Origin of the sequence: Collinsella sp. BIOML-A6 (assembly GCF_009875845.1) — a bacterium.
Lineage (GTDB): Bacteria > Actinomycetota > Coriobacteriia > Coriobacteriales > Coriobacteriaceae > Collinsella > Collinsella aerofaciens_H.
Window position 1 is genome coordinate 60,738 of record NZ_WWSL01000012.1, and the last position, 19,040, is coordinate 79,777.

Annotated in this window: 17 protein-coding genes; 10 read left to right on the top strand and 7 right to left on the bottom strand. The window is 59.1% G+C overall.

Annotated elements, in window-relative coordinates; all coding sequences use genetic code 11:
- Positions 1-38 precede the first annotated feature (38 nt).
- Positions 39-782, top strand: coding sequence for an IS21-like element helper ATPase IstB (gene istB, locus GT495_RS05455; RefSeq protein WP_117736450.1), 744 nt, complete (start codon positions 39-41; stop codon positions 780-782).
- 342 nt (positions 783-1,124) lie between these two features.
- On the opposite strand, the gene GT495_RS05460 is transcribed toward istB, so the two are convergent.
- Positions 1,125-1,808, bottom strand: a complete 684-nt coding sequence (locus GT495_RS05460) for a hypothetical protein (RefSeq protein ID WP_161161861.1) — start codon at positions 1,806-1,808, stop codon at positions 1,125-1,127.
- The gene (locus GT495_RS05465; protein WP_161162684.1) at positions 1,805-3,100 is read right to left on the bottom strand and encodes an AAA family ATPase; all 1,296 of its coding nucleotides are present in this window, start codon (positions 3,098-3,100) and stop codon (positions 1,805-1,807) included. Before GT495_RS05465 ends, GT495_RS05460 begins: the two co-directional genes overlap by 4 nt.
- A 253-nt stretch (positions 3,101-3,353) precedes the next feature.
- Between GT495_RS05465 and GT495_RS05470 the strand changes: the two genes are divergently transcribed.
- The 3 genes from GT495_RS05470 to GT495_RS05480 all read left to right on the top strand — a co-directional run bounded on the left by GT495_RS05470 (position 3,354) and on the right by GT495_RS05480 (position 6,780).
- The gene (locus tag GT495_RS05470) at positions 3,354-4,454 is read left to right on the top strand and encodes a glycosyltransferase (RefSeq protein WP_161161863.1); all 1,101 of its coding nucleotides are present in this window, start codon (positions 3,354-3,356) and stop codon (positions 4,452-4,454) included.
- A gap of 4 nt (positions 4,455-4,458) precedes the next feature.
- Positions 4,459-5,604, top strand: a complete 1,146-nt coding sequence (locus tag GT495_RS05475) for an acyltransferase (protein ID WP_161162685.1) — start codon at positions 4,459-4,461, stop codon at positions 5,602-5,604.
- 156 nt (positions 5,605-5,760) lie between these two features.
- Positions 5,761-6,780 carry a glycosyltransferase gene (locus GT495_RS05480; protein WP_161161865.1) on the top strand — a complete coding sequence of 340 codons (1,020 nt, stop codon included), beginning with the start codon at positions 5,761-5,763 and terminating at the stop codon, positions 6,778-6,780.
- Positions 6,781-6,806: 26 nt separating this feature from the next.
- Here the strand turns inward: GT495_RS05480 and GT495_RS05485 are convergent, their stop codons facing one another.
- The 4 genes from GT495_RS05485 to GT495_RS05500 all read right to left on the bottom strand — a co-directional run bounded on the left by GT495_RS05485 (position 6,807) and on the right by GT495_RS05500 (position 11,451).
- On the bottom strand, positions 6,807-8,603 hold the full coding sequence (locus GT495_RS05485) for an AAA family ATPase (RefSeq protein WP_161161866.1): 1,797 nt from the start codon (positions 8,601-8,603) through the stop codon (positions 6,807-6,809).
- A 202-nt stretch (positions 8,604-8,805) separates the two neighbouring features.
- Positions 8,806-10,461, bottom strand: coding sequence for a hypothetical protein (locus tag GT495_RS05490; protein ID WP_161161867.1), 1,656 nt, complete (start codon positions 10,459-10,461; stop codon positions 8,806-8,808).
- Between the two features lie 126 nt (positions 10,462-10,587).
- Entirely contained in the window at positions 10,588-11,007 is a 420-nt protein-coding gene (locus GT495_RS05495) for an HI0074 family nucleotidyltransferase substrate-binding subunit (RefSeq protein ID WP_161161868.1), read from the bottom strand.
- A 12-nt stretch (positions 11,008-11,019) separates the two neighbouring features.
- Complete coding sequence (locus tag GT495_RS05500) at positions 11,020-11,451, bottom strand: Rrf2 family transcriptional regulator (RefSeq protein WP_161161869.1); 432 nt, start codon at positions 11,449-11,451, stop codon at positions 11,020-11,022.
- Positions 11,452-11,675: 224 nt separating this feature from the next.
- On the opposite strand from GT495_RS05500, the gene sufC reads away from it, so the two are divergent.
- From sufC to sufU, 5 genes are all read left to right on the top strand, one after another.
- The gene (gene sufC, locus GT495_RS05505) at positions 11,676-12,476 is read left to right on the top strand and encodes a Fe-S cluster assembly ATPase SufC (protein ID WP_161161870.1); all 801 of its coding nucleotides are present in this window, start codon (positions 11,676-11,678) and stop codon (positions 12,474-12,476) included.
- Positions 12,477-12,488: 12 nt separating this feature from the next.
- The gene (gene sufB, locus GT495_RS05510; RefSeq protein WP_152073727.1) at positions 12,489-13,901 is read left to right on the top strand and encodes a Fe-S cluster assembly protein SufB; all 1,413 of its coding nucleotides are present in this window, start codon (positions 12,489-12,491) and stop codon (positions 13,899-13,901) included.
- A 158-nt stretch (positions 13,902-14,059) separates the two neighbouring features.
- Complete coding sequence (locus tag GT495_RS05515; protein WP_161161914.1) at positions 14,060-15,280, top strand: SufD family Fe-S cluster assembly protein; 1,221 nt, start codon at positions 14,060-14,062, stop codon at positions 15,278-15,280.
- Complete coding sequence (locus tag GT495_RS05520; RefSeq protein ID WP_204986888.1) at positions 15,277-16,602, top strand: aminotransferase class V-fold PLP-dependent enzyme; 1,326 nt, start codon at positions 15,277-15,279, stop codon at positions 16,600-16,602. The genes GT495_RS05515 and GT495_RS05520 overlap by 4 nt, the downstream gene beginning before the upstream one ends.
- Positions 16,595-17,029: a Fe-S cluster assembly sulfur transfer protein SufU gene (gene sufU / locus GT495_RS05525; protein ID WP_161161871.1), complete on the top strand. Its 435-nt coding sequence runs from the start codon at positions 16,595-16,597 to the stop codon at positions 17,027-17,029. The genes GT495_RS05520 and sufU overlap by 8 nt, the downstream gene beginning before the upstream one ends.
- A gap of 65 nt (positions 17,030-17,094) precedes the next feature.
- On the opposite strand, the gene GT495_RS05530 is transcribed toward sufU, so the two are convergent.
- Positions 17,095-17,895: a transposase gene (locus GT495_RS05530; RefSeq protein ID WP_161161872.1), complete on the bottom strand. Its 801-nt coding sequence runs from the start codon at positions 17,893-17,895 to the stop codon at positions 17,095-17,097.
- A 403-nt stretch (positions 17,896-18,298) separates the two neighbouring features.
- Here GT495_RS05530 and GT495_RS05535 point away from each other — a divergent pair, with 403 nt between their 5' ends.
- Positions 18,299-19,033 carry an iron-sulfur cluster assembly scaffold protein gene (locus GT495_RS05535; protein ID WP_161161874.1) on the top strand — a complete coding sequence of 245 codons (735 nt, stop codon included), beginning with the start codon at positions 18,299-18,301 and terminating at the stop codon, positions 19,031-19,033.
- Positions 19,034-19,040: the final 7 nt, after the last annotated feature.

Here is a 19,040-nt window from a genome sequence, read left to right on the forward strand (position 1 = left end):
GTCGCCGAGGTCGAGGTTCCTGAAGGGGGCGGTCGCCGATGGCCGCTAGCGAGGAGCTGGCCCGCAGGGTCGTGGAGGCCGGGCGGTCGTGCTCGCTCACCACCGCCGTCCTGGAGGAGTGGTCGAGGCTGGGCACCCCGAAACAGGTGGAGTACCTGGCGGGCTACCTCGAGGCGGAGAGGTCCAGCCGCGAGGCCTCGAAGCGCGCGACGCTGCTCAGGCGCTGCGCGCTGCCGGCGCCCAAGACCTTCGACGGCTACGACTGGTCGGCCGTGTCGTGGCCGGAGGGCATGGGGCGCGAGTCGCTGCTCGCGCTCGACTTCGTCGAGCGCAGGGAGGACCTCGTGCTCATGGGCGACGTCGGCACCGGCAAGACGCACATGGCGTCGGCCCTCTGCGCGCTGGCGTGCGAGAGGAGGCTCGAGGCGCGCTTCTTCACGGCGTCCTCGCTCGTGATGCGACTGAGGCGCGCCCGCGACGACGGGAGGCTCGACCGGGAGGCCGCGCTCATCGGCAAGGCCCGCCTGCTCGTCATCGACGAGCTCGGGTTTCTCCCGCTCGACGCGGACGGGGCGAGGCTGCTCTTCCAGATCTTCGCGGACGCATACGAGAGGCAGTCGGTGGTAATCACCACGAACCTGGAGTTCAGCAGGTGGGGGTCGGTGTTCGGGGACGACCAGATGGCCGCCGCCGTGATCGACCGCATCGTCCACCACGGGAGGCTCGTCCAGTTCCGCGGCGAGTCCTACCGCGTCCGCCATGCCCTCATGCAGGAGGGCTAGCCGCTCAAAAAGCGTGCGCGCTTCCGATGCTGCGACTGCTCAATTTCCGATGCTCTTTTTGCTCAAATCCTCTTGACGAAACACAGCGGCCATCTCCCGGAGCGCGGCGTCTATAATCTCCTGTAGGTCATCGTGTCTCTCGTTCACCTCAATGGTCCTCCTAACGCCGGCGTGTTGGCACCACCAGCGTAGTGGCGGCGGGGAGGCACGGTGGCCATTATTCGGTGACCGGGATTGGTCAAAATAGTTTGACTATTAGCGGCTAAAATCGCCCGGCGCTAACAATTCCAACATCGTCAAGAGATTTGTGAGCAGCAACGGCTAAACCCCGAAAGGCTAGTCTCAGTCAAATTTAGAGCCAAGCTTTCTAGCCACGAAAAGCTTGGCTCCCAAATACTCGTCCTTCATGTTCGTTTGGCTTTCAAATTGCTTAAGGATTTTCAGACAAACCGACTTCTTAGCGCTGCGATTGTTCTCAATCCCCCTACGCCTGAATGTGCTGGTCACAACCTTTTCAATTGCCCCCATGGACTCAAAGCGATTGGCACAAAGGTTGGTACGAGCATTATTGAGACCAAGTGTTGTTTGTATGTCGTGCTGAATGGACTCGTCCGTAGCATCGATGCGTCCGTCGCGGTGGTAATAAATAGTTTCAAGTGTATGGCTCTTGGTAGGGTCAACCGTCAAAGGTGCATTACCTCGGCTCTTGTCGCACGTCGCCCCACCCCTACCGTCGCAGACAGCAACCAGATTGCGGTACGCAAGGCTCAACTCTCCGTTCGCCGCAGAGTCGGTAGGGTGCTGAGGGATTAGATGCTCGATCGTAGCCGGATGCCCATCCGTACCGATCCTGCACATACAGTAGGCGCAAAGATGCCCCTGTTCGGCAAGCAACGCCTCAAGAAGCTTGCGCTTTGACTCCCCTCGAAGTGATTCGTAACAAAAAGTTGCATCCGGAGTATTGCGGATGATCCTCTTCGCCTCAGCAAGTGCCGCAGGCTCGCATCCCTTTACGATTGGAATCACGATAGCAGCTCCTCAAGTTCAAGGGTTGTCCTTGCTGCAACCACATCCGGGTCATCCGCCCCAATGAATGACTCAAGTTTCTCGAGCTCTACCCTAGCGTCGGCGTGGCGCCCTTCGTCTACGGCACGATTAAATGCATCGAACAACTGGACCGCTTCCTCGGGACGCGAGGACGCATCTAAAACAGTGTTGAGAATGTCTCCAGCATCACGTCCGCGCGTCTCCGTTACAGGAACTACGGCTTTCTCGCCGTCAAGGATGCGAATGTTGCCACGAGGCACGGATGCCACAACGACCGGCGAATGCGTGGTCACAATAAACTGCACGTTGGGAAAGATGCGAACGAGGTCCTCCAGAATTCGTGCCTGCCAACGAGGGTGCAAATGAAGATCGATCTCGTCAATCATTACCACGCCCGGCGTCTCGAGCACACGATCTCCTAGTGCGGGATTCAGCATCGCCATGCGATATGCGATGTCAGCAAAAAGGCTCAACGTTCCACGATATCCATCGCTCATTGAATGAATCCTATCGCGATGGTAACTACCATCGGCAGTGCTATATGTAAACACCAGTTGGCCGAGTTCGGCATCAAAATCGACCATCGCGTCCACGGTAGAAGCAGCGGCATCAAAACATGAGGCCAGTGCCTTTTTAACCGCTGAGAACAGTGCGCTGTCACGCCTATTCTGCCACTCCCAAATGGATTGAGATTTAAACCATGCATTCATACGCGCATCGTTCGAAGATGCCTGTAGGGCACCTTCGTACCCACGCGTCCTGTTGGGCAACGATTGGTCTTTAGGTTCAGTCCGCGTCCACAATCGATCGGTCCCATAACGAGCAAGAATGGGAAGGACAACCGTCTCGCCACTGCGGACAAGCTTTTGCAGCCGAGCGCCGGCATCCACTACAGTCGCAGCATCAGCAATAGTAGTGCGGCCCTTGGCAGTATTAAGCGAACGCGACCAGTGCGCGTTCTCGCCACGAACAATTCCGTCAGCACCTATCGTCACCGGGTACCGCGACTGAACGTCAAACATGTCTCCTTGCTTAATAACGGCACCGCGGGCATCGTCAGGCGTAATGCCAGGCGCTTTCGCATTCTCAATCTTTTGGAATAAAGTGCCAAGAGCAATGCTTGCGGCATCAATAAGAGTACTTTTTCCCACACCGTTATCGCCAATCAAAACCGTTAGCTGGCGCTCAAAACTAACTGAGATTGATTCAAACTTGCGAAAGTTGCAAACTTCGAGCTTGTTAATCAAGTAGCTATTATTAGCAAACCCCACAACAGTCTCCTCAAATTGCATATCAACAGGAAAATCGATACGTTTATTACCTTATAAAGAATTCTATTCCGATGCAATCAAATCAAGTTGGACGAATAACCCGCTAAGCCGTAACACAGCCGTTAGGACTCTTCCAAGAAATCATCATGCAATGATTAGCAACCCTTACCGTTGTCTTCACCCAAACGCAACTAAAACTGTTGCAAACGCAATTAGGTATAATTCTTCCAAATCGCCTAGAGAAAGTGTTTGAATGCTGACCGTAATCGTGCCTACTTACAATGCCGAGCCGTATCTTTCTCAGGCTATAGGCAGCCTATTAAACGAAAAGAATATCGAACTGGAAATCCTCGCCATCAACGATGGATCCACCGACAACTCGCTCGCCATTATGCAAGATTTCGCTGCGCGCGACTCACGCATCAGAGTGATCGATAAGGCAAACCAGGGTTACGGCGCAACCTGCAATCTGGGCATTCGCGAGGCAAAGGGCGACTGGATCGCCATCCTCGAACCCGATGACTGGATCGAGCCCGGAATGTACTCCGACATGCTTGCCTTTGCCAAGCGCGAATATGGCGATCCTAACAAGCTCGATATTATTGAGACCCCGTATTGGATCATTCGCAACCCCGATACCCCCCAAGAGGTCAAACTACATTGCGCATATCGCGGTCGCATTAAACCGCCTCGGCAACCGTTCACCATTCACGACGCTCCACACCTGCTGGCCCATCATCCGTCCATTTGGTCGGCAATCTATCGTCGCGACTTCCTGATGCAAAACAATATATGGTTTAAGGAAATCCCCGGTGCGGGCTGGGCCGACAATCCATTCCTTGTCGAAACGCTCTGCCAGGCAAAGGCCATCGTTTACTGGCCCAAGCCGTATTACTGCTACCGGGAGGAAACACCCGAAAAGGCGGCTGCTCTGGCCAAGCGTGACCCCTTGATGCCGTTTAATCGCTGGAACGACATGGTCGATATTCTTGAGCGGCTCAACGTCACCGACCCCGCCGTCTGGACACCGCAAATCACACGCGGCTTCACCTATATGGGCATCATGATTGAGCACACTGGAATCGACGCGCATCCCGAAATCGAGCAGGCCATCCACAGGATGTTCGAACGCATGCCGCAAGAGCTGGTATTTTCCAATCCGCGCGTTACCCCCGCGGCCAAAAAGCTCTATGCCGAGTATATGGGCATCGCAAACCCAAAGATCAGCTACTGTGCTTACGCTAAGGACCTCGTGGGCGAGGGCCTGTATAACGTATGGAACAAGGGGCCCAAGCAAACTCTAAAAATGATTACATCGCACTTTGGTTCATACAATGCGCGCGCTGGAAAATAGTCGGATGAGCAGCAAAGCAAGCAGAAATACCTCCATCGAAGCGCTGCGCTTAGTCGCGGTCGCCGGGATTGCCATATTTCACACGTTTCAGTGGACCTTCCAGGCCGTCTGCACCGGTCTACCGGAATACGCGCCGCTCGCCGTCTTCCCTTACTCCGGCGCGCTCGGCTTCATCAACCTGCTGGGCTGTTGGGCCAACGAGGTCTTCTTTATGATCTCGGGCTACTTCCTTATTCCCTCGGCGGTACGCGCCCTCCAAAACGGTTCATCCGCGCAGGGCCTCACTCGTAAATCGTTTGCGCGGTTAAAGAAGATCGTCTTACCCACGCTCTTTTATTGCGCCGTGTGCCTGTTTGTTTCGATGTATGTCTATCCCCTACCCGAAATCTCACTACAAGAGATCGGCTGGCTCACGTTGGGCATCGAGTTTATCTGGGTCTACGCCACCACGGTCTGCATGGCGCCGTTGTTTGGGCTGACTAAAAACCAGCTCAGCAAGAAAAGTTACACAATAGCAGTCGTCGCCGTCGGTGTCCTCGTTTTTATTATCAATGGTTATCTAGCGGCGCAGAGCTCGGTAAACAGCGGTGAGTTTTCTTGGCTCCAAAAGATCATGAGCGCCGTCACCTACGTTATAGCGTTTTTGATGGGCGGGCTGCTCCGTGACTACACCGGGACGACAAAGCCGCGCAAAGCGCGCATCGTAGCCAAACGATCGCTTGCAGCAGTTTTAATTATCGCAATCGACCTGGAAGCAGCACTCTCCGCAACCGGAAATCTGTCGACAATGACAACGCTTTCCTATAAGTCGACCTCGATTGTCTCGTTTGCCCTCGCCGCCGCGTCCCTGCTCTTTGCGGCAACCCGCGACAATAAAACGAACCATCCTCGCGTCGAAAACGCAATCGTCACCCTATCTGCCGCCACGCTTGGCTTCTACGTGATGCAATCGCTCACCAGCAGCCTTTGGCGTCCGGTATTCAACACGACGCTTGCAAACATACTGGCCAGCGCAAACAATCCGGCAGCCATATACATCGTCACCGGTACGGCCATCAGCATCGCCTTTGCGCCGACGCTACTCATCATCGATGCAGCTAGAAGCCTTATCGCTCGTAGCCTCAAGCAGCAATCAACGCATCAACGTTAAGTAACACAGCCACCACGCCCGTGGCAGGTTCCTGCGTTTTATCCAAACCCTGCCAACATGGCGCAGCGACCCTTTACAATAGGTGCCGTCCAATGGACGTATTCGATAGCTTCCGTGCGGCGCATGTCTGCCGCGCGTGAAAGGATATATTGCCCCATGACTTCCACCCTCCCCGCTCCCATCGACAAGCTCGCCATCGTTGTCGTTACGTACAAGCGCCAGGAGCTCTTGGCCAACCTGTTCGACTCTATAACCGAGCTCACGGCCACGCCTTGGCGCATCGTGGTTGTCGATAACGAGAATTCGCGTGAGACCAAGACCATGTGCGCGGCGTTTAACGAGCGCTTGGCCAACCTGTGGGGCATCGACACCGAGCATCCCGACGCGCAGGGCGGCACCGACCGTGTCATCTACGCCCCGCAGCTCGAAAACGGTGGCGGTGCGGGTGGCTTCTCCGCTGGAACCAAGTGCGCCTACGATCTGGGCGCCCAGTGGTTCTGGGTCATGGACGACGACGTGCTCGTCATCCCGGAGGGCATTGAGCGCTTGGCCAAGTGGACCGACCGATACGACGTCATCCAGGGTTCGCGCCTGGACTTCGACGGCGGCGCCTTCTTTTGGCAGTATCAGCTCATCCTTTCGCTCGGCATCCCTAACCCCATCGCCAAGTGGGACTTGGGCCCCGAGGGCTACCGCCCCATGAACCAGCTGTGCTTTGAAGGCGGCCTGTTCTCGCGCCGCGTAGTCGACAAGATCGGCCTGCCCGACGCGCGCTTTTTCATCTATGGCGACGACGCCTGTTACGGCTACGTTGCGAGCCAGCACTTTCCCGCCGCCGTGGTCGCCGACGTGGTGCTCAAGCGCGCCCGAGCCGTCTCCAACTGGGACATCGCCGGCAAGCGCCAGCTCAACTCCACGAGCGACACCAACCGCTACTACATCATGCGCAACCGCGGTTATCTGGCCCGGTACATGCAGATTTACGGCGACTATCACCCCGTTCTGTTCCGTCTGGGCAACGCCGCGACCTTCTGCAAAGAGTTCATCCGCTTGGCTGCGGTCGACAAATGCTTTAAGACCGGTATCCCAGCGCTGCGCCGCGGCATGAAAGACGCCCGCAAGATCATCAAGGATCCCGACTGGAAGCCCGTGCCGCCCATGAAGGACGCGGAGTAGCGGGCACACTTAAGTATCGCACGCCCCTACAGCCGCTGGCACACCGCTGCCACACGCTGCCCGTCAAAGCCAAATCCCCAGCGCATGCGGCCCACACCGGGTCGCGGCACGCGAATCTTGTCGATGCCGTCGCGCTCTATGTCGAGCAGCGCCTGGACGGCTAGCAGCTCCAGACCAAGCGCGTCCACACCGGGGTCATACATCATGTTCATAGTGACAAGTGGACGTTCGTCGAGCATGCCGAGGGTATCGGCCACATCGAGCATCCTTCCCGTAGGGAACACCTGGATATCCCAGCGATCCGCCCCGCGCTTTCGATTGGATGACGGATTGGCATACCCCGGCATACCAAAGCAGAGCCCTTGCAACAGCAGGTGGTATGGCAACGGCGAATCCATCTCGACTGCGCCGATTCCCGCATCTACCAGGATGCGGTCTAGTGCCTGTCTCACCGCATCCTCGTTCCCGCGACACAACCCGTCACGAAACGCATCGACGTCCCGCACATCCTCGGCGGCGCACTCAAACCATTCAATAATCACGAGACGCAACGCCTGACGAAGTTCACCATTGGGCAGACGCAGAGCACGGGAGCGAGCGCTGTTTCCCGGCTCCTCAACCATATCCGTCGTGAGGAAGCCGGACAGGTATAACGCGGTCCAAACATCATCGACGCAAGCATCATTCGACTCGACGGCGCCCAGACAAAGCGGAGCCTCAACGCATCCATGCGGTTCAAGTAAATCGAACAGAGTCGAAAGCCTCTCGAGATTCCAATCGCCAACCGCCCTGCTCAGGCTATCAGCGTATCCATACAAATCGGCCCGCACCGGCGGTGTGCAACCGCGGTTCAAGAAATCGATCACGCGCGCCGGACTCGAGCAATGGGTCCTGCCAAACCGATACCCCTCGAGCCATTCACGCGCATCATCCAGGTATTCTTCGCATCCAGCATGGCCTAGTAGAGTCTGAACCTCGTCATCTGAAAAGCCATACCATCGGTCGCACCGTCCCGAAAGCGGCGTCGACATGCAGTACGAACACCCGCGCAAAGAAAGTGCCGCTTCGGCAGGACCGGGACGCTCCCCCATCAGACACGTCAACCGTAGCGAATGGCCCGCAGCGGCGATGGCATCAAACAGTACGCGCTCGAGCAACTCTGCCGGACAGGAGCCAGAAGCGTCCCTCATAGCAAAACGACTCAACCACGCCGCGTCGTATCCATCAACGAGCAGCACAACCTGTTCATCGCAAGCCATCTCCAGCATCTCAATGAGCGTGCCGAGCACCGAGTTGACCTCGTCCGCGTTCGCTACGCCACGCGCAACGCGCTCGATGTGGCGCATCTTATCTCGCGGTAAATCCGGAGCCTCCAAAAGCGCCAACAAGCGAGCGCACTCACCCGAAAGAACGTCGCGCACGATGCCGACAACGTTGGCACCGCACCTCGCGGCGCCAGAAAAGTCCAGCGATATCACAGGGTAGCAGGCGGACTCATTCCGATAGCGCTCGCGACCCGCATCCCAAATCTGGGAACCAGCAAACAGGCCCCGATCGACCTGCTCGACGGTGGATCGCTCGAGAAAAGCCTTAAGCATCGACAGGTTCATGCTCTTGCCAAAGCCTTCGGGCCGGCAACACGCCACAACGGAGGCTTCAGCATCCAAGACATCGGCAATAAACATGGTCTTGTCGACCAGCACGCATCGATCCATGGCCTCGGCAAAGTCATGTTCGCCGACCGGTAGCGCCCCGTTACCCGAGCGGTTGATCAGCCTTACGCCATAGCAGGCAGCATCGCCATAAATCGCCTGTTCAGACACCGTAACTTCTCCCTAAAACGCAGCACGATATCAATTGTAAAGACCGGTGTATACGAAATGTTTTCGTTATGCAAGCGTTTCGGGCAACGGCAGCAATAAGAACCCCCAATGGGGCATAACGAATCGTTGCACAACAAAACAGGGCCCGATACAGCCGCACCGGACCCCGTCCTAGTTCTTAGATTATCAGGCGACCAGGAACTTACTCCTCGAATCCGTCCTCGCCAGCGGACTTCTTCTGCTGATCAAGCTTGCGGTTGCCACTCACAATGGACGTGGCACCCAGCGTCGCCAAGCTTGCGCTGGCGAGGCTCGCCATCACGATGAGGTCACCCGTCTTGGGCATATTGCCACCCGAGACCTTGGTCGTGGTTGTGGTGGTAGTCGTCGTGGCGGTTGTAGTGCTGCCCTTGTCACCGGGCTTCTGCGCATCGGTGTCGGACTGTTTCGCACCCGGACCGGCAGAAGCATCGGCAGCACCGTCAGCATGGGAGCCGGAGCCCTGCCCAGACGTTCCCTCATCAGAAGAAGAGGCGCCGTTAATGCCCGCCATCAAAGACGACCCCAGCATGGAGCCAAGCTGCTCGCCGGCAGAAGGCTTGCTTTCCGTCGAGGAATTGCCAGCATCGGAGCCCTCGTTCGAACCGTCCTCGGAAGCATCGGAGCCAGAACTATTAGAGGAATCAGAACCGTTAGAGGTCCCAGTATCAGCAGAGGAATCGCCAGCGCCGTTGGAAGCGCCCGCATCGGTAGAGCCAGATGTCGTGCCATCCGTAGAGCCGTCGGAACCAGAAGTCGACGAATCGCCAGAAGCAGCGCCGCCAGACGCGGCCCCGCCGTTACCGGCATCATCGCTGCCCGCACCAGTCGAAGGCGCACCCGTCTCGCCGCCATTGTCCGCATCGCCATCGGTACCAGGCGTCGGCGCAGCGGGAGCAGCGGGCGCCATGCTCGGACCGGGCGCCGGCGCAGGCGCGGGCTCCACAGGCGTTACCGCGGCAGCCTCGTCCTCGGCAATATAGACCAGACAATCCTTGAGCTCGTTCTTATAGCGGTTCTTCCAGCCCTCGTGGTACTGGGGCTGGCTTGCATACTTGGTCGCCACGTTATTGACAACGCTGCTGGAAAGCGCCGTCACAAACTCGCGGTCGGTCATGTTGTTGGAAAGATTTGCCCAGCGGAAAAAGTCCTGGCAGCCACCGGTGCCGCACATATTGGTAATGCTCCAAACCATGCCCTTGACGCAATCGGCGCGGCCGGAGATGTCAATGCCAAGAGCGCTCTTGAGCCATGCCTCGGTCACCGCATAGTAGGAGTTATACGCATAGGCATCCTGCAGCGCCGAGAACTCCGCCGGATCGGTGTTGTAAGCACCCAAGAAGGCATCCTGCGCGATGCGGCCCAGCTCGGTGAGCTGGCCGTTCGCATACATGGGGTTGTTTGCGTTGGAAATCTCGCTGCCGCGATCGATTGCAGCCTTAAGCATGCCGTACTTAGCAGAATCGTAGTTATAGACCTGCTTCATAAACGGAATAAGCGACCAACGGCGGTCGAACTGGTAATAACCCAGCGCATTGTATCCGTCGCCATACGAAAAACCCTGGTTGTAATTGCCGTGGCTCTCGTACTTGGTAAAGTACTTCATCTCGTCAGTCACGTTGACAAACGAAACGCCCTGAACCGACCTCAGCACGCCCGAGAAGGACTGCTGGATGTACAGGCCCTTATCGATATCGGTGGCATCCGAGGCAACGCCCGGAGTGGGCTCCTCGGCTATAGCGGTTGCGGGTGCGGCAACGGCGCCAAACGAAAGCGCCAGCGTCAGGCCCGCAACAATCGCGGAATGCTTGGGTTGCATACATCCTCCCTGCATTGGTATGGTTAAAGTGCAGTTTGCAAAGATAGTTTCAGTATTACAGCTCCCCGTTTATTGCACAATCACCCATCGGTAAACGGCAACAACCCTCCGCGAAATCTTAAGGAATTAAACAAACTGGTCGTCGGGCGCCAGCAAAAGCTCGCCGTAACGCTCCATCAGCCCGTCTCTCAACTGAGAGAAAGCGGGGATATAGACGTTCAAGATGCGCTGAATCAAATCTTGAGCGAGCTTGTTGTCATAAATATGAACGTTCGTGTTACGGTCTCTGAGCATATCTAGCCAGGCCGCCTCATCAATAAAGTCGTAGAATCGGTAGGACTCCTTCAAGATGGCACGAGGAGACCCCGACGCGGCAAGCGTGGCGCCCTCATACTCGAGTAGACGCTTAAGGAGCGTAATTGAGATACCGAAAACCTGCTCATAGATATACGCACATCCGGAGACAACATAGTCGTTGTCGAGATCTTGGAATCGAGCTGTCTCTAGCAGTGCCAGACGCGAATCAAAGGCTTCGTACGACTTCACGAAAGCCAGTCCCTACAGCTTAATGTCAAAGCTGATCTCGGGGACGGCGGCTAGGTCGGCCAGCGTCACGCCGTCGACGTACTTTTCGATCACGTCGTCCAGGCCGCGCCAAAACTTAACGGTGGAGCACAGATCACTGCGGGTGCAGCTGTTGTCAATGCCATCGCACGCCACCGGAGCCGTGCTGCCCTCGACGGCACGCAGGATGTCGCCGGCACGCACTTCGGCCGGGTCCTTGGCCATCATGTAGCCGCCGCCCTTGCCGCGCACGCTCTTGAGCAGGCCAGCCTTCATAAGCGGACGCACCAGCTGCTCCAAATACTTTTGTGAGATATGCTCGCGGGCGGCGACCTCGCGCAGGGCAATCTTGCCCTCGGCGTCACCGAGCGCTGCAATATAAATCATCAAACGGAGGGCATAGCGGCCCTTAGAAGAGATGAGCATTCCTACCCTTCCATCGCACCTGGGACAAAATAACCTGGAGTGCTTGTCCCAAATCTAAAGTAAGTGGGACAAACAAACCTGGTTATTTTGTCCCACAATCTGAAAAGTCGAGTGGATTAGTCGGGTTTTCCCTTGACTAACGCCGAACCCATAGTAACTTTATTCCGAGAAGATTCCTAGGGTTTAACACACCTATGAGTACACCATATACAGAGAGGGACAGCATGAGTGCAAGTTCGCTGCTTTCCATCGAAGGTCTGACCGCCTCCGTGGACGAGAAGACCATTCTCCACAACGTCAACCTCAACGTCGCCGCCGGCGAGACCCACGTGCTGATGGGGCCCAACGGCGCCGGCAAGTCCACCCTTGGACACCTGGTCATGGGCGACCCCGTCTACACCGTGCAGGACGGCCGCATTGTCTTTGACGGCCAGGACATCACCGAGCTCACCACCGACAAGCGCTCACGCGCCGGCCTGTACCTGAGCTTCCAGGCCCCGGTCGAGATCCCCGGCGTGCCGCTGTCGAGCTTTTTACGCGCCAGCATCGCCGGCCGCCCCGGCCTGGAGATGAAGGGCAAGGAGTTCCGCCGTCGCGTAAAGGAGCTCGCGGCCGAGCTCAACATGGATACCGCCTACCTCAACCGCGAGCTGGGCGTGGGCTTCTCGGGCGGCGAGAAAAAGAAGGTCGAGATGCTCCAGCTTCTGCTGCTGCAGCCCAAGCTCGCCATCCTGGACGAAACCGACTCCGGCCTGGACGTCGACGCGCTTTCCACCGTCAGCCACGGCATGGACGCCTACCGCAAGAGCTGCGACGGCTCCATGCTCATCATCACGCACAACACGCGCATCCTGGAGCACCTGGATGTCGACCGCGTCCACGTTATGGTCAAGGGCCATATCGTGCGCGAGGACGACTCCTCGCTGATTCCTTGGATCGACAAGAATGGCTTTGAGAGCTTCGAGCGCGAGGCCGCTGGGCAGCGCGCCCAGGCCGAGGCCGCCGCTGCCGAGCAACAGGCGTAAAGGGGCGACGCAATGACCAAGAACCGCACCGAGGTCGCGGACATCGACCGCAGCCTCTACGACTTCACCTATGGCGAGGAGGGTTTCGAGCGCCTCGACGCCGGCATCACGCCCGACATCGTGCGCGAGATCAGCGCCAAGAAGGACGAGCCGCAGTGGATGCTCGACCTGCGCCTCAAGTCCCTCGAGATCTTCAACCGTTTCCCGGATCCGACGTGGGGTCCCTCCATCGAGGGCCTGGACATGGACAACATCGTCACCTACGTCAAGCCCAACACCGACCAAAGACATGACTGGGAGTCGGTGCCCGACGACATCAAGAACACCTTTGAGCGCCTGGGCATCCCCGAGGCCGAGCGCAGCTACCTGGCAGGCGTCGGCGCGCAGTACGACTCCGAGCTCGTCTACCACAACATGCAGGACACCGCGTCCAAGATGGGTATCGTCTACTCCGGCATCGAGGAGGCCCTGCACGATCCGCAGTGGGAGCCGCTCATCCACGAGAAGTTTATGACGCTCATCCCGCCCACCGATCACAAGTTTGCGGCCCTGCACGGCGCCGTGTGGTCGGGCGGCTCGTTTGTCTACGTGCCCAAGGGCACCAAGCTCGACTTCCCGCTGCAGAGCTACTTCCGCCTTAACGCCAAGGGCGCCGGCCAGTTTGAGCACACGCTCATCATCGTCGAGGACGATGCCGACCTGCACTTTATCGAGGGCTGCTCCGCGCCCAAGTACAACGTGGCCAACCTCCATGCCGGCGCCGTCGAGCTCTTTGTGGGCAAGCGTGCGCACCTGCGCTACTCGACTATCGAGAACTGGTCCAAAAACATGTACAACCTCAACACCAAGCGTGCGCGCGTGGACGAGGATGGCGACATCGAATGGATCAGCGGCTCCTTCGGCAGTCACGTGGGCTATCTCTACCCTATGAGCGTGCTCAACGGCCGCCGCGCTCGCTCGAGCTTTACCGGCATCACCTTTGCCGGCGCAGGCCAGAACCTCGACACCGGCTGCAAAGTCGTGCTCAACGCGCCCGAGACCTCGGCGACCGTCGAAACCAAGGGCATCTCCAAGAGCGGCGGCATCCAGACCTTCCGCAGCTCTATCGTGGCCACGCCCAAGGCCGAGGGCTCCAAGGCGACCGTGAGCTGCCAGTCGCTGATGCTCGACGACCAAAGCCGCTCCGATACCATCCCCGCCATGGACATCCGCGCCAAGAATGTCGACATCGGCCACGAGGCCACCATCGGCCGCATCGGCGACGACAAGGTGTTCTACCTGATGAGCCGCGGCATATCGGAGGAAGAGGCCCGCACCATGATCGTCAACGGCTTTGCCAACCCGGTCTCCAAAGAACTGCCGCTTGAGTACGCCGTCGAGATGAACAACCTGATCAAGCTCGAGATGGAAGGAGCGATCGGATAATGAACCGAGAAACCGCTATGCCGAACGCATTGACGTCATCCGAGCTTCTGAAGTGTGGCGTATCGGGAGCAACGAGCCCGACGACGCGCGCTAAAGGTACGCGAGGAGGGTCGGAGCCCCGAGACGGCGTGCTGCAGGAGATCGGGGGCGTGAATGCGATGCCCGCGGCAACCTGGGGCTGGCTGAAAATGAACCAGACCAAGCTCGAGCTTTCGGACGAACTTGCCGCCGCTCCCGCCGAGGCCGTTGAGGTTGAGGGCTTGGACGAGCAGTTTGCCGGCTCGGCCGACGCCTTCGACGCCGCCATGGACGCCATGGCCGAGCGCTTCCCCGAGCGCCGAGCCGCCGCCCCCGGCGACGACGCCGATCGTGCCCGCATCACACCCGAGACCGAGCTCGACGTGCCCGCCACCTCCGTCTACCAGGCCGGCGCCATCAAGCTCGAGGAGGAACTCTCCCCCGCCGAAGCCTTCGAGACCGGCATGGGTGAGGCCGCCTACACCTATCTGGCAGATCACGCCACTAAGCGCATCGTCATCGACGTACCCGCATACCAGCACGTCACAGCTACCGTGCGCGTGAGTGGCGTCGACACAGCGGCTGCGATTGCCGCCATCGACGTCGTCGCCCGTCCCCAGTCGACGCTCGATCTGCATATTGCCCTGGACTCCCCCGTTGCCGGCGAGGGCGTCGTGGGCTCCGTGCTGCGCGTGTGCGCCCACGAGTACGCCACCGTCAACGTGACCTGCACGCAGACGCTCGACGACAGCTGGATCGCGCTCGACGACACCGGCCTGTTCCTGGACGAGGGTGCACGCGTCAACGTACAGCACACCGTCCTGGGTGCTGGCGCCAGCGCCACCGGCCTTGCCGGCGACCTGCTGGGCGATACCGCCAAGGTCACCATCGATACTGACTACCTGGGTGCCCGCGAGCAGATGCGCGACTTTAACTACGAGCTTCGCCACCGCGGCCGCAAGACCGAGTGCGAGATCGACGCCAACGGCGTGCTGACCGGCACGTCCAAGAAGGTCTACCGCGGCACCATCGACCTCGTGCACGGCTGCAAGGGCGCAACCGGCACCGAGCGCGAAACCGTACTGCTCGCCAACAAGGGCGTCGACAACAAGACCGTCCCCGTCATCCTGTGCGACGAGGACGACGTCGCCGGCAACCACGGCGCCACCATCGGCCATGTCCGCGACGAGCAGCTGTTCTACCTCGCCTGCCGCGGCCTTGACCAAAACGCCGCCGAGGATCTGTTCATCCGCGCCAAGCTTGAGGACGCCGCGCTTTCCGCCAACGATGAGCGCACCCGCGCCGCCGTCGTCCGCCTGGGCAACAACCTGATCGATAACTTTGAAGAGGAGCTCGCATGATCGATACCGAGCACGTTAAATGCGATACCTGCACCGCCCCCGAGCCCATGGAACTCGACGCCAGCGACGAGGCTTCGCGCGGCTGGCCCACCGTGGACATCGAGACCAACCCCTACAAGTGCCAGTTCCCGCTGTTCCAGCAGCATCCCGAGATCGCCTTCCTCGATAGCGCCGCCACCGCGCAGCGCCCCGCTTGCGTGCTCGACGCCGAGCGCGATTTCTACCAGCGCATGAACGCCAACCCGCTTCGCGGCCTATACTCGCTATCCGTCGAGGCCACCGATGCCATTGCCAAGGTCCGCCAGCAGATTGCCGACCTCATCGGCACCGCCCAGGCTAACGAAGTCGTCTTCACCCGCAACACGAGCGAGTCGCTCAACCTGGTCGCCAAGAGTTTTGCGCCCACGGTGCTGGAGCCCGGCGACGAGGTCGTCATCACCATCATGGAGCACCACTCCAACCTGATCCCGTGGCAACAGGTCTGCCGCGAGACCGGTGCCAAGCTCGTCTACCTCTACCCCACCAAGACCGGCCAGCTCACCACCGAGGAGGTTCTGTCCAAGGTGGGTCCCAAGACCAAGATTCTGGCCGTGGGTCAGGTCTCCAACGTGCTAGGCGTCGAGAACCCGGTCAAGAACCTCGGCAAGCTCGTGCACAAGTACGGCGGCTATCTGGTCGTCGACGGCGCACAGTCGCTGCCGCACATGCCGGTCGATGTGGCCGACCTGGGCGCCGACTTCTTTGCCTTTAGCGCGCACAAGGCCATGGGCCCCATGGGCATCGGCGTGCTGTGGGGCAAGATGGACCTGCTCAACGCCATGCCGCCCATGCTCACCGGCGGCGAGATGATCGATTCGGTCACCGAGCAGGACGCCGTCTGGGCGCCCGTCCCCGAGAAGTTCGAGGCCGGCACGCAGGACGCCGCCGGCATCTTCGCCACAGGCGCCGCCCTCGACTATCTCGTCAACACGGTGGGCTACGAAAACATCCAGGCCCGCGAACGGGCACTCGTCCACTACCTGATGGGCGAGCTCACTCAGCTCGACTTTGTCCAGATCATCGGCTCCATCTACTGGGATAACCACCACGGGGTCGTGAGCTTTAACGTCAAGGGTATCCACCCGCACGACGTCGCGAGCATCATGGACATGGACGGCGTCTGTATCCGCGCCGGCCACCACTGTGCGCAGCCGCTACTTACCTGGCTGGGCGTCGAGAACCTTGCCTGCTGCCGCGCCAGCGTGGCCTTCTACAACGACAAGGCCGACATCGACAAGTTCATCGCCGGCCTGCATCACGTTTGGAGCACGTTCAATGGGTAATCTGTACACCTCCACCACGTTTATGGAGCACAACTCGCACCCCGACTATAAGTACGAGATGGACGCTCCCACGCTTGAGCACGAAGGCATCAACCCCAGCTGCGGCGACGAGCTCACCTTGCAGCTACGCGTCGAGAACGGCGTTGTCGAGGAGGCCTCGTTTACCGGTCACGGCTGCGCCATCAGCCAGGCCAGCGCCGACATCATGGCCGATCTCATCACCGGCGAGACGGTCGAGGAAGCGCGTCGCTTGGCAGGACTCTTCCTCGCCATGATCCGCGGCGAGCAGCTCTCCGAGGAAGACCTGGAAGACTTGGACGAGGCCGCCCAGCTCCAGGACATCTCGCACATGCCCGCCCGCGTCAAGTGCGCCGAGCTCGCCTGGCGCACCCTCGACGGCATGCTCGAGGGACGAAATAATCAGTAGTATTTGTCCCAAATCTTAAGAACTTTGTTGGCCGAATCGCTTGACAAGAGCGGTTCGGCCATTTTCTATTCCGAACCCTCAGCCTGAGCCTTCATCCGCGCATAAGCGCGCACAATACGAGAGACGGTGCTCTTGCTGATTCCCGTATACCGCTCTATCTCGCGCACCGTGTAGCCGCCATCATGCAGAGCGAAAATGATCCCGTCTCGCCGCGAGGATGCAACGGTCTTGAGCTCATTGAGCGGAACCCCGAGCCCCTTCGCCAACTTTTCGGCAAAGGCGTGTCGCTCCCACTCCGTTTCTTTCAGATCGGGCATCCCTGGCTCGCCGCCGTCGGGCGTCGAAAGCGAATAGGCAATAAAGCCCTCGGCAGAACCAAAAAGCTCAAGCACGCAAGAAGGATCGGAAAATCCCCTCGTCATATCGTTGTCATAGGCCCGTAGATACTCGGCAAAGCTGCTCCAGGGATAACGCTCGATGAGGCTCATGCCCGCCTCCTGCGGATCGGCGTGTACGGAGCGAATAGCCTCCATCACCTGCCAGTCGGTATCGAGCGAGCGCCGGTCAAAACGGTTCTGGAACAGATGGCCCGTGCGCCCCGTGCGTTTATTGAACCGACGAGCATACGTCAACAGCAGCCGCTGCATCGCCGCGCTCATTTCGTCCTCATAATCCAAAAGCACCAGATCCACGTGGCCGCCCATGAGACACCACGCCACGACCGTCACACCAGCATCGCGGCAGCAGTCGCGCATCAGTTCCAAAAACTCCCAGCGGTCGTCATCGGTCTCAAAGATCAGCTGCTTGTCCGTACCGCGGGCACAGACATGGTAAAAGCCGGTAACCGTTCTCCAAACGCGCTGCACGGCGCTCCCTTCGCCGGGATCTGCTTGCCATCCAATACAGCACGATTGAAGCGTGCCATCAAAACATTCACGCAAAACAATACACTCGCGCGGCCAAAGGCAGTAAACAGGCGGCGAACGGCACCGCTGCAACAGGTCAACCCCTGCAACGCATGCAAGGGCTGACCAAAAGCTTGCCCAAGACAGACCTCTTCTTTGGAAGTTCGCGACCACAGAACATAGAGTTAAACCGTTTCAATTATAACTTCCGGACTTCTCGCTACGAAAACTGAGCCGTTCGCCGAATATTCCGTGCATTTCGCGGTATTATAGGGGCTGCATGTCATGTCCCTTTCGAAGGGCCGCCCGGCAATCGCCAGCCACGACCCCCAGACGGGACGCCAACACGATAGAGAGGAGAGGCATGCAGTACTCACAGGAAGTGGAGAACATGTGCCCCGTTGCCAAGGGTGCATACCACGGCCCCGCACCCATCCCCGAGGAGGGCAAGTGGGTCCAGGCTAAGGAGATTTCCGACATCTCCGGTCTTACGCACGGTGTGGGTTGGTGCGCACCTCAGCAGGGCGCCTGCAAGCTCACGCTGAACGTCAAGGACGGCATCATCGAGGAGGCCCTCGTTGAGACCATCGGCTGCTCGGGTATGACCCACTCTGCCGCCATGGCTTCCGAGATCCTTCCCGGTAAGACCATCCTCGAGGCCCTCAACACCGACCTCGTCTGCGACGCCATCAACGTTGCTATGCGCGAGATCTTCCTGCAGATCGTTTACGGCCGCAGCCAGACCGCGTTCTCCACGGGCGGCCTGCCCGTGGGCGCCTCCCTCGACGACCTCGGCAAGGGCCTTCGCTCTCAGGTCGGTACCATGTTCGGCACCAAGGCCAAGGGCGCTCGTTACCTCGAGCTCGCCCAGGGCTACGTCACCCGCATGGCTCTCAACGACAAGAACGAGATCATCGCGTTCGAGTTCCTGAACCTCGGTAAGTTCACCGACGCCGTCAAGGCCGGCAAGACCCCCGAGGAGGCCATCGCTGGCGCTATGGGCCACTATGGTCAGTGGGACAACGCCGCCAAGTACATCGACCCGCGCACCGACGAGGAGACTCACTCCGTCGCCAGCGTGTTCCCGGTTCACGAGTAGAAAGGGA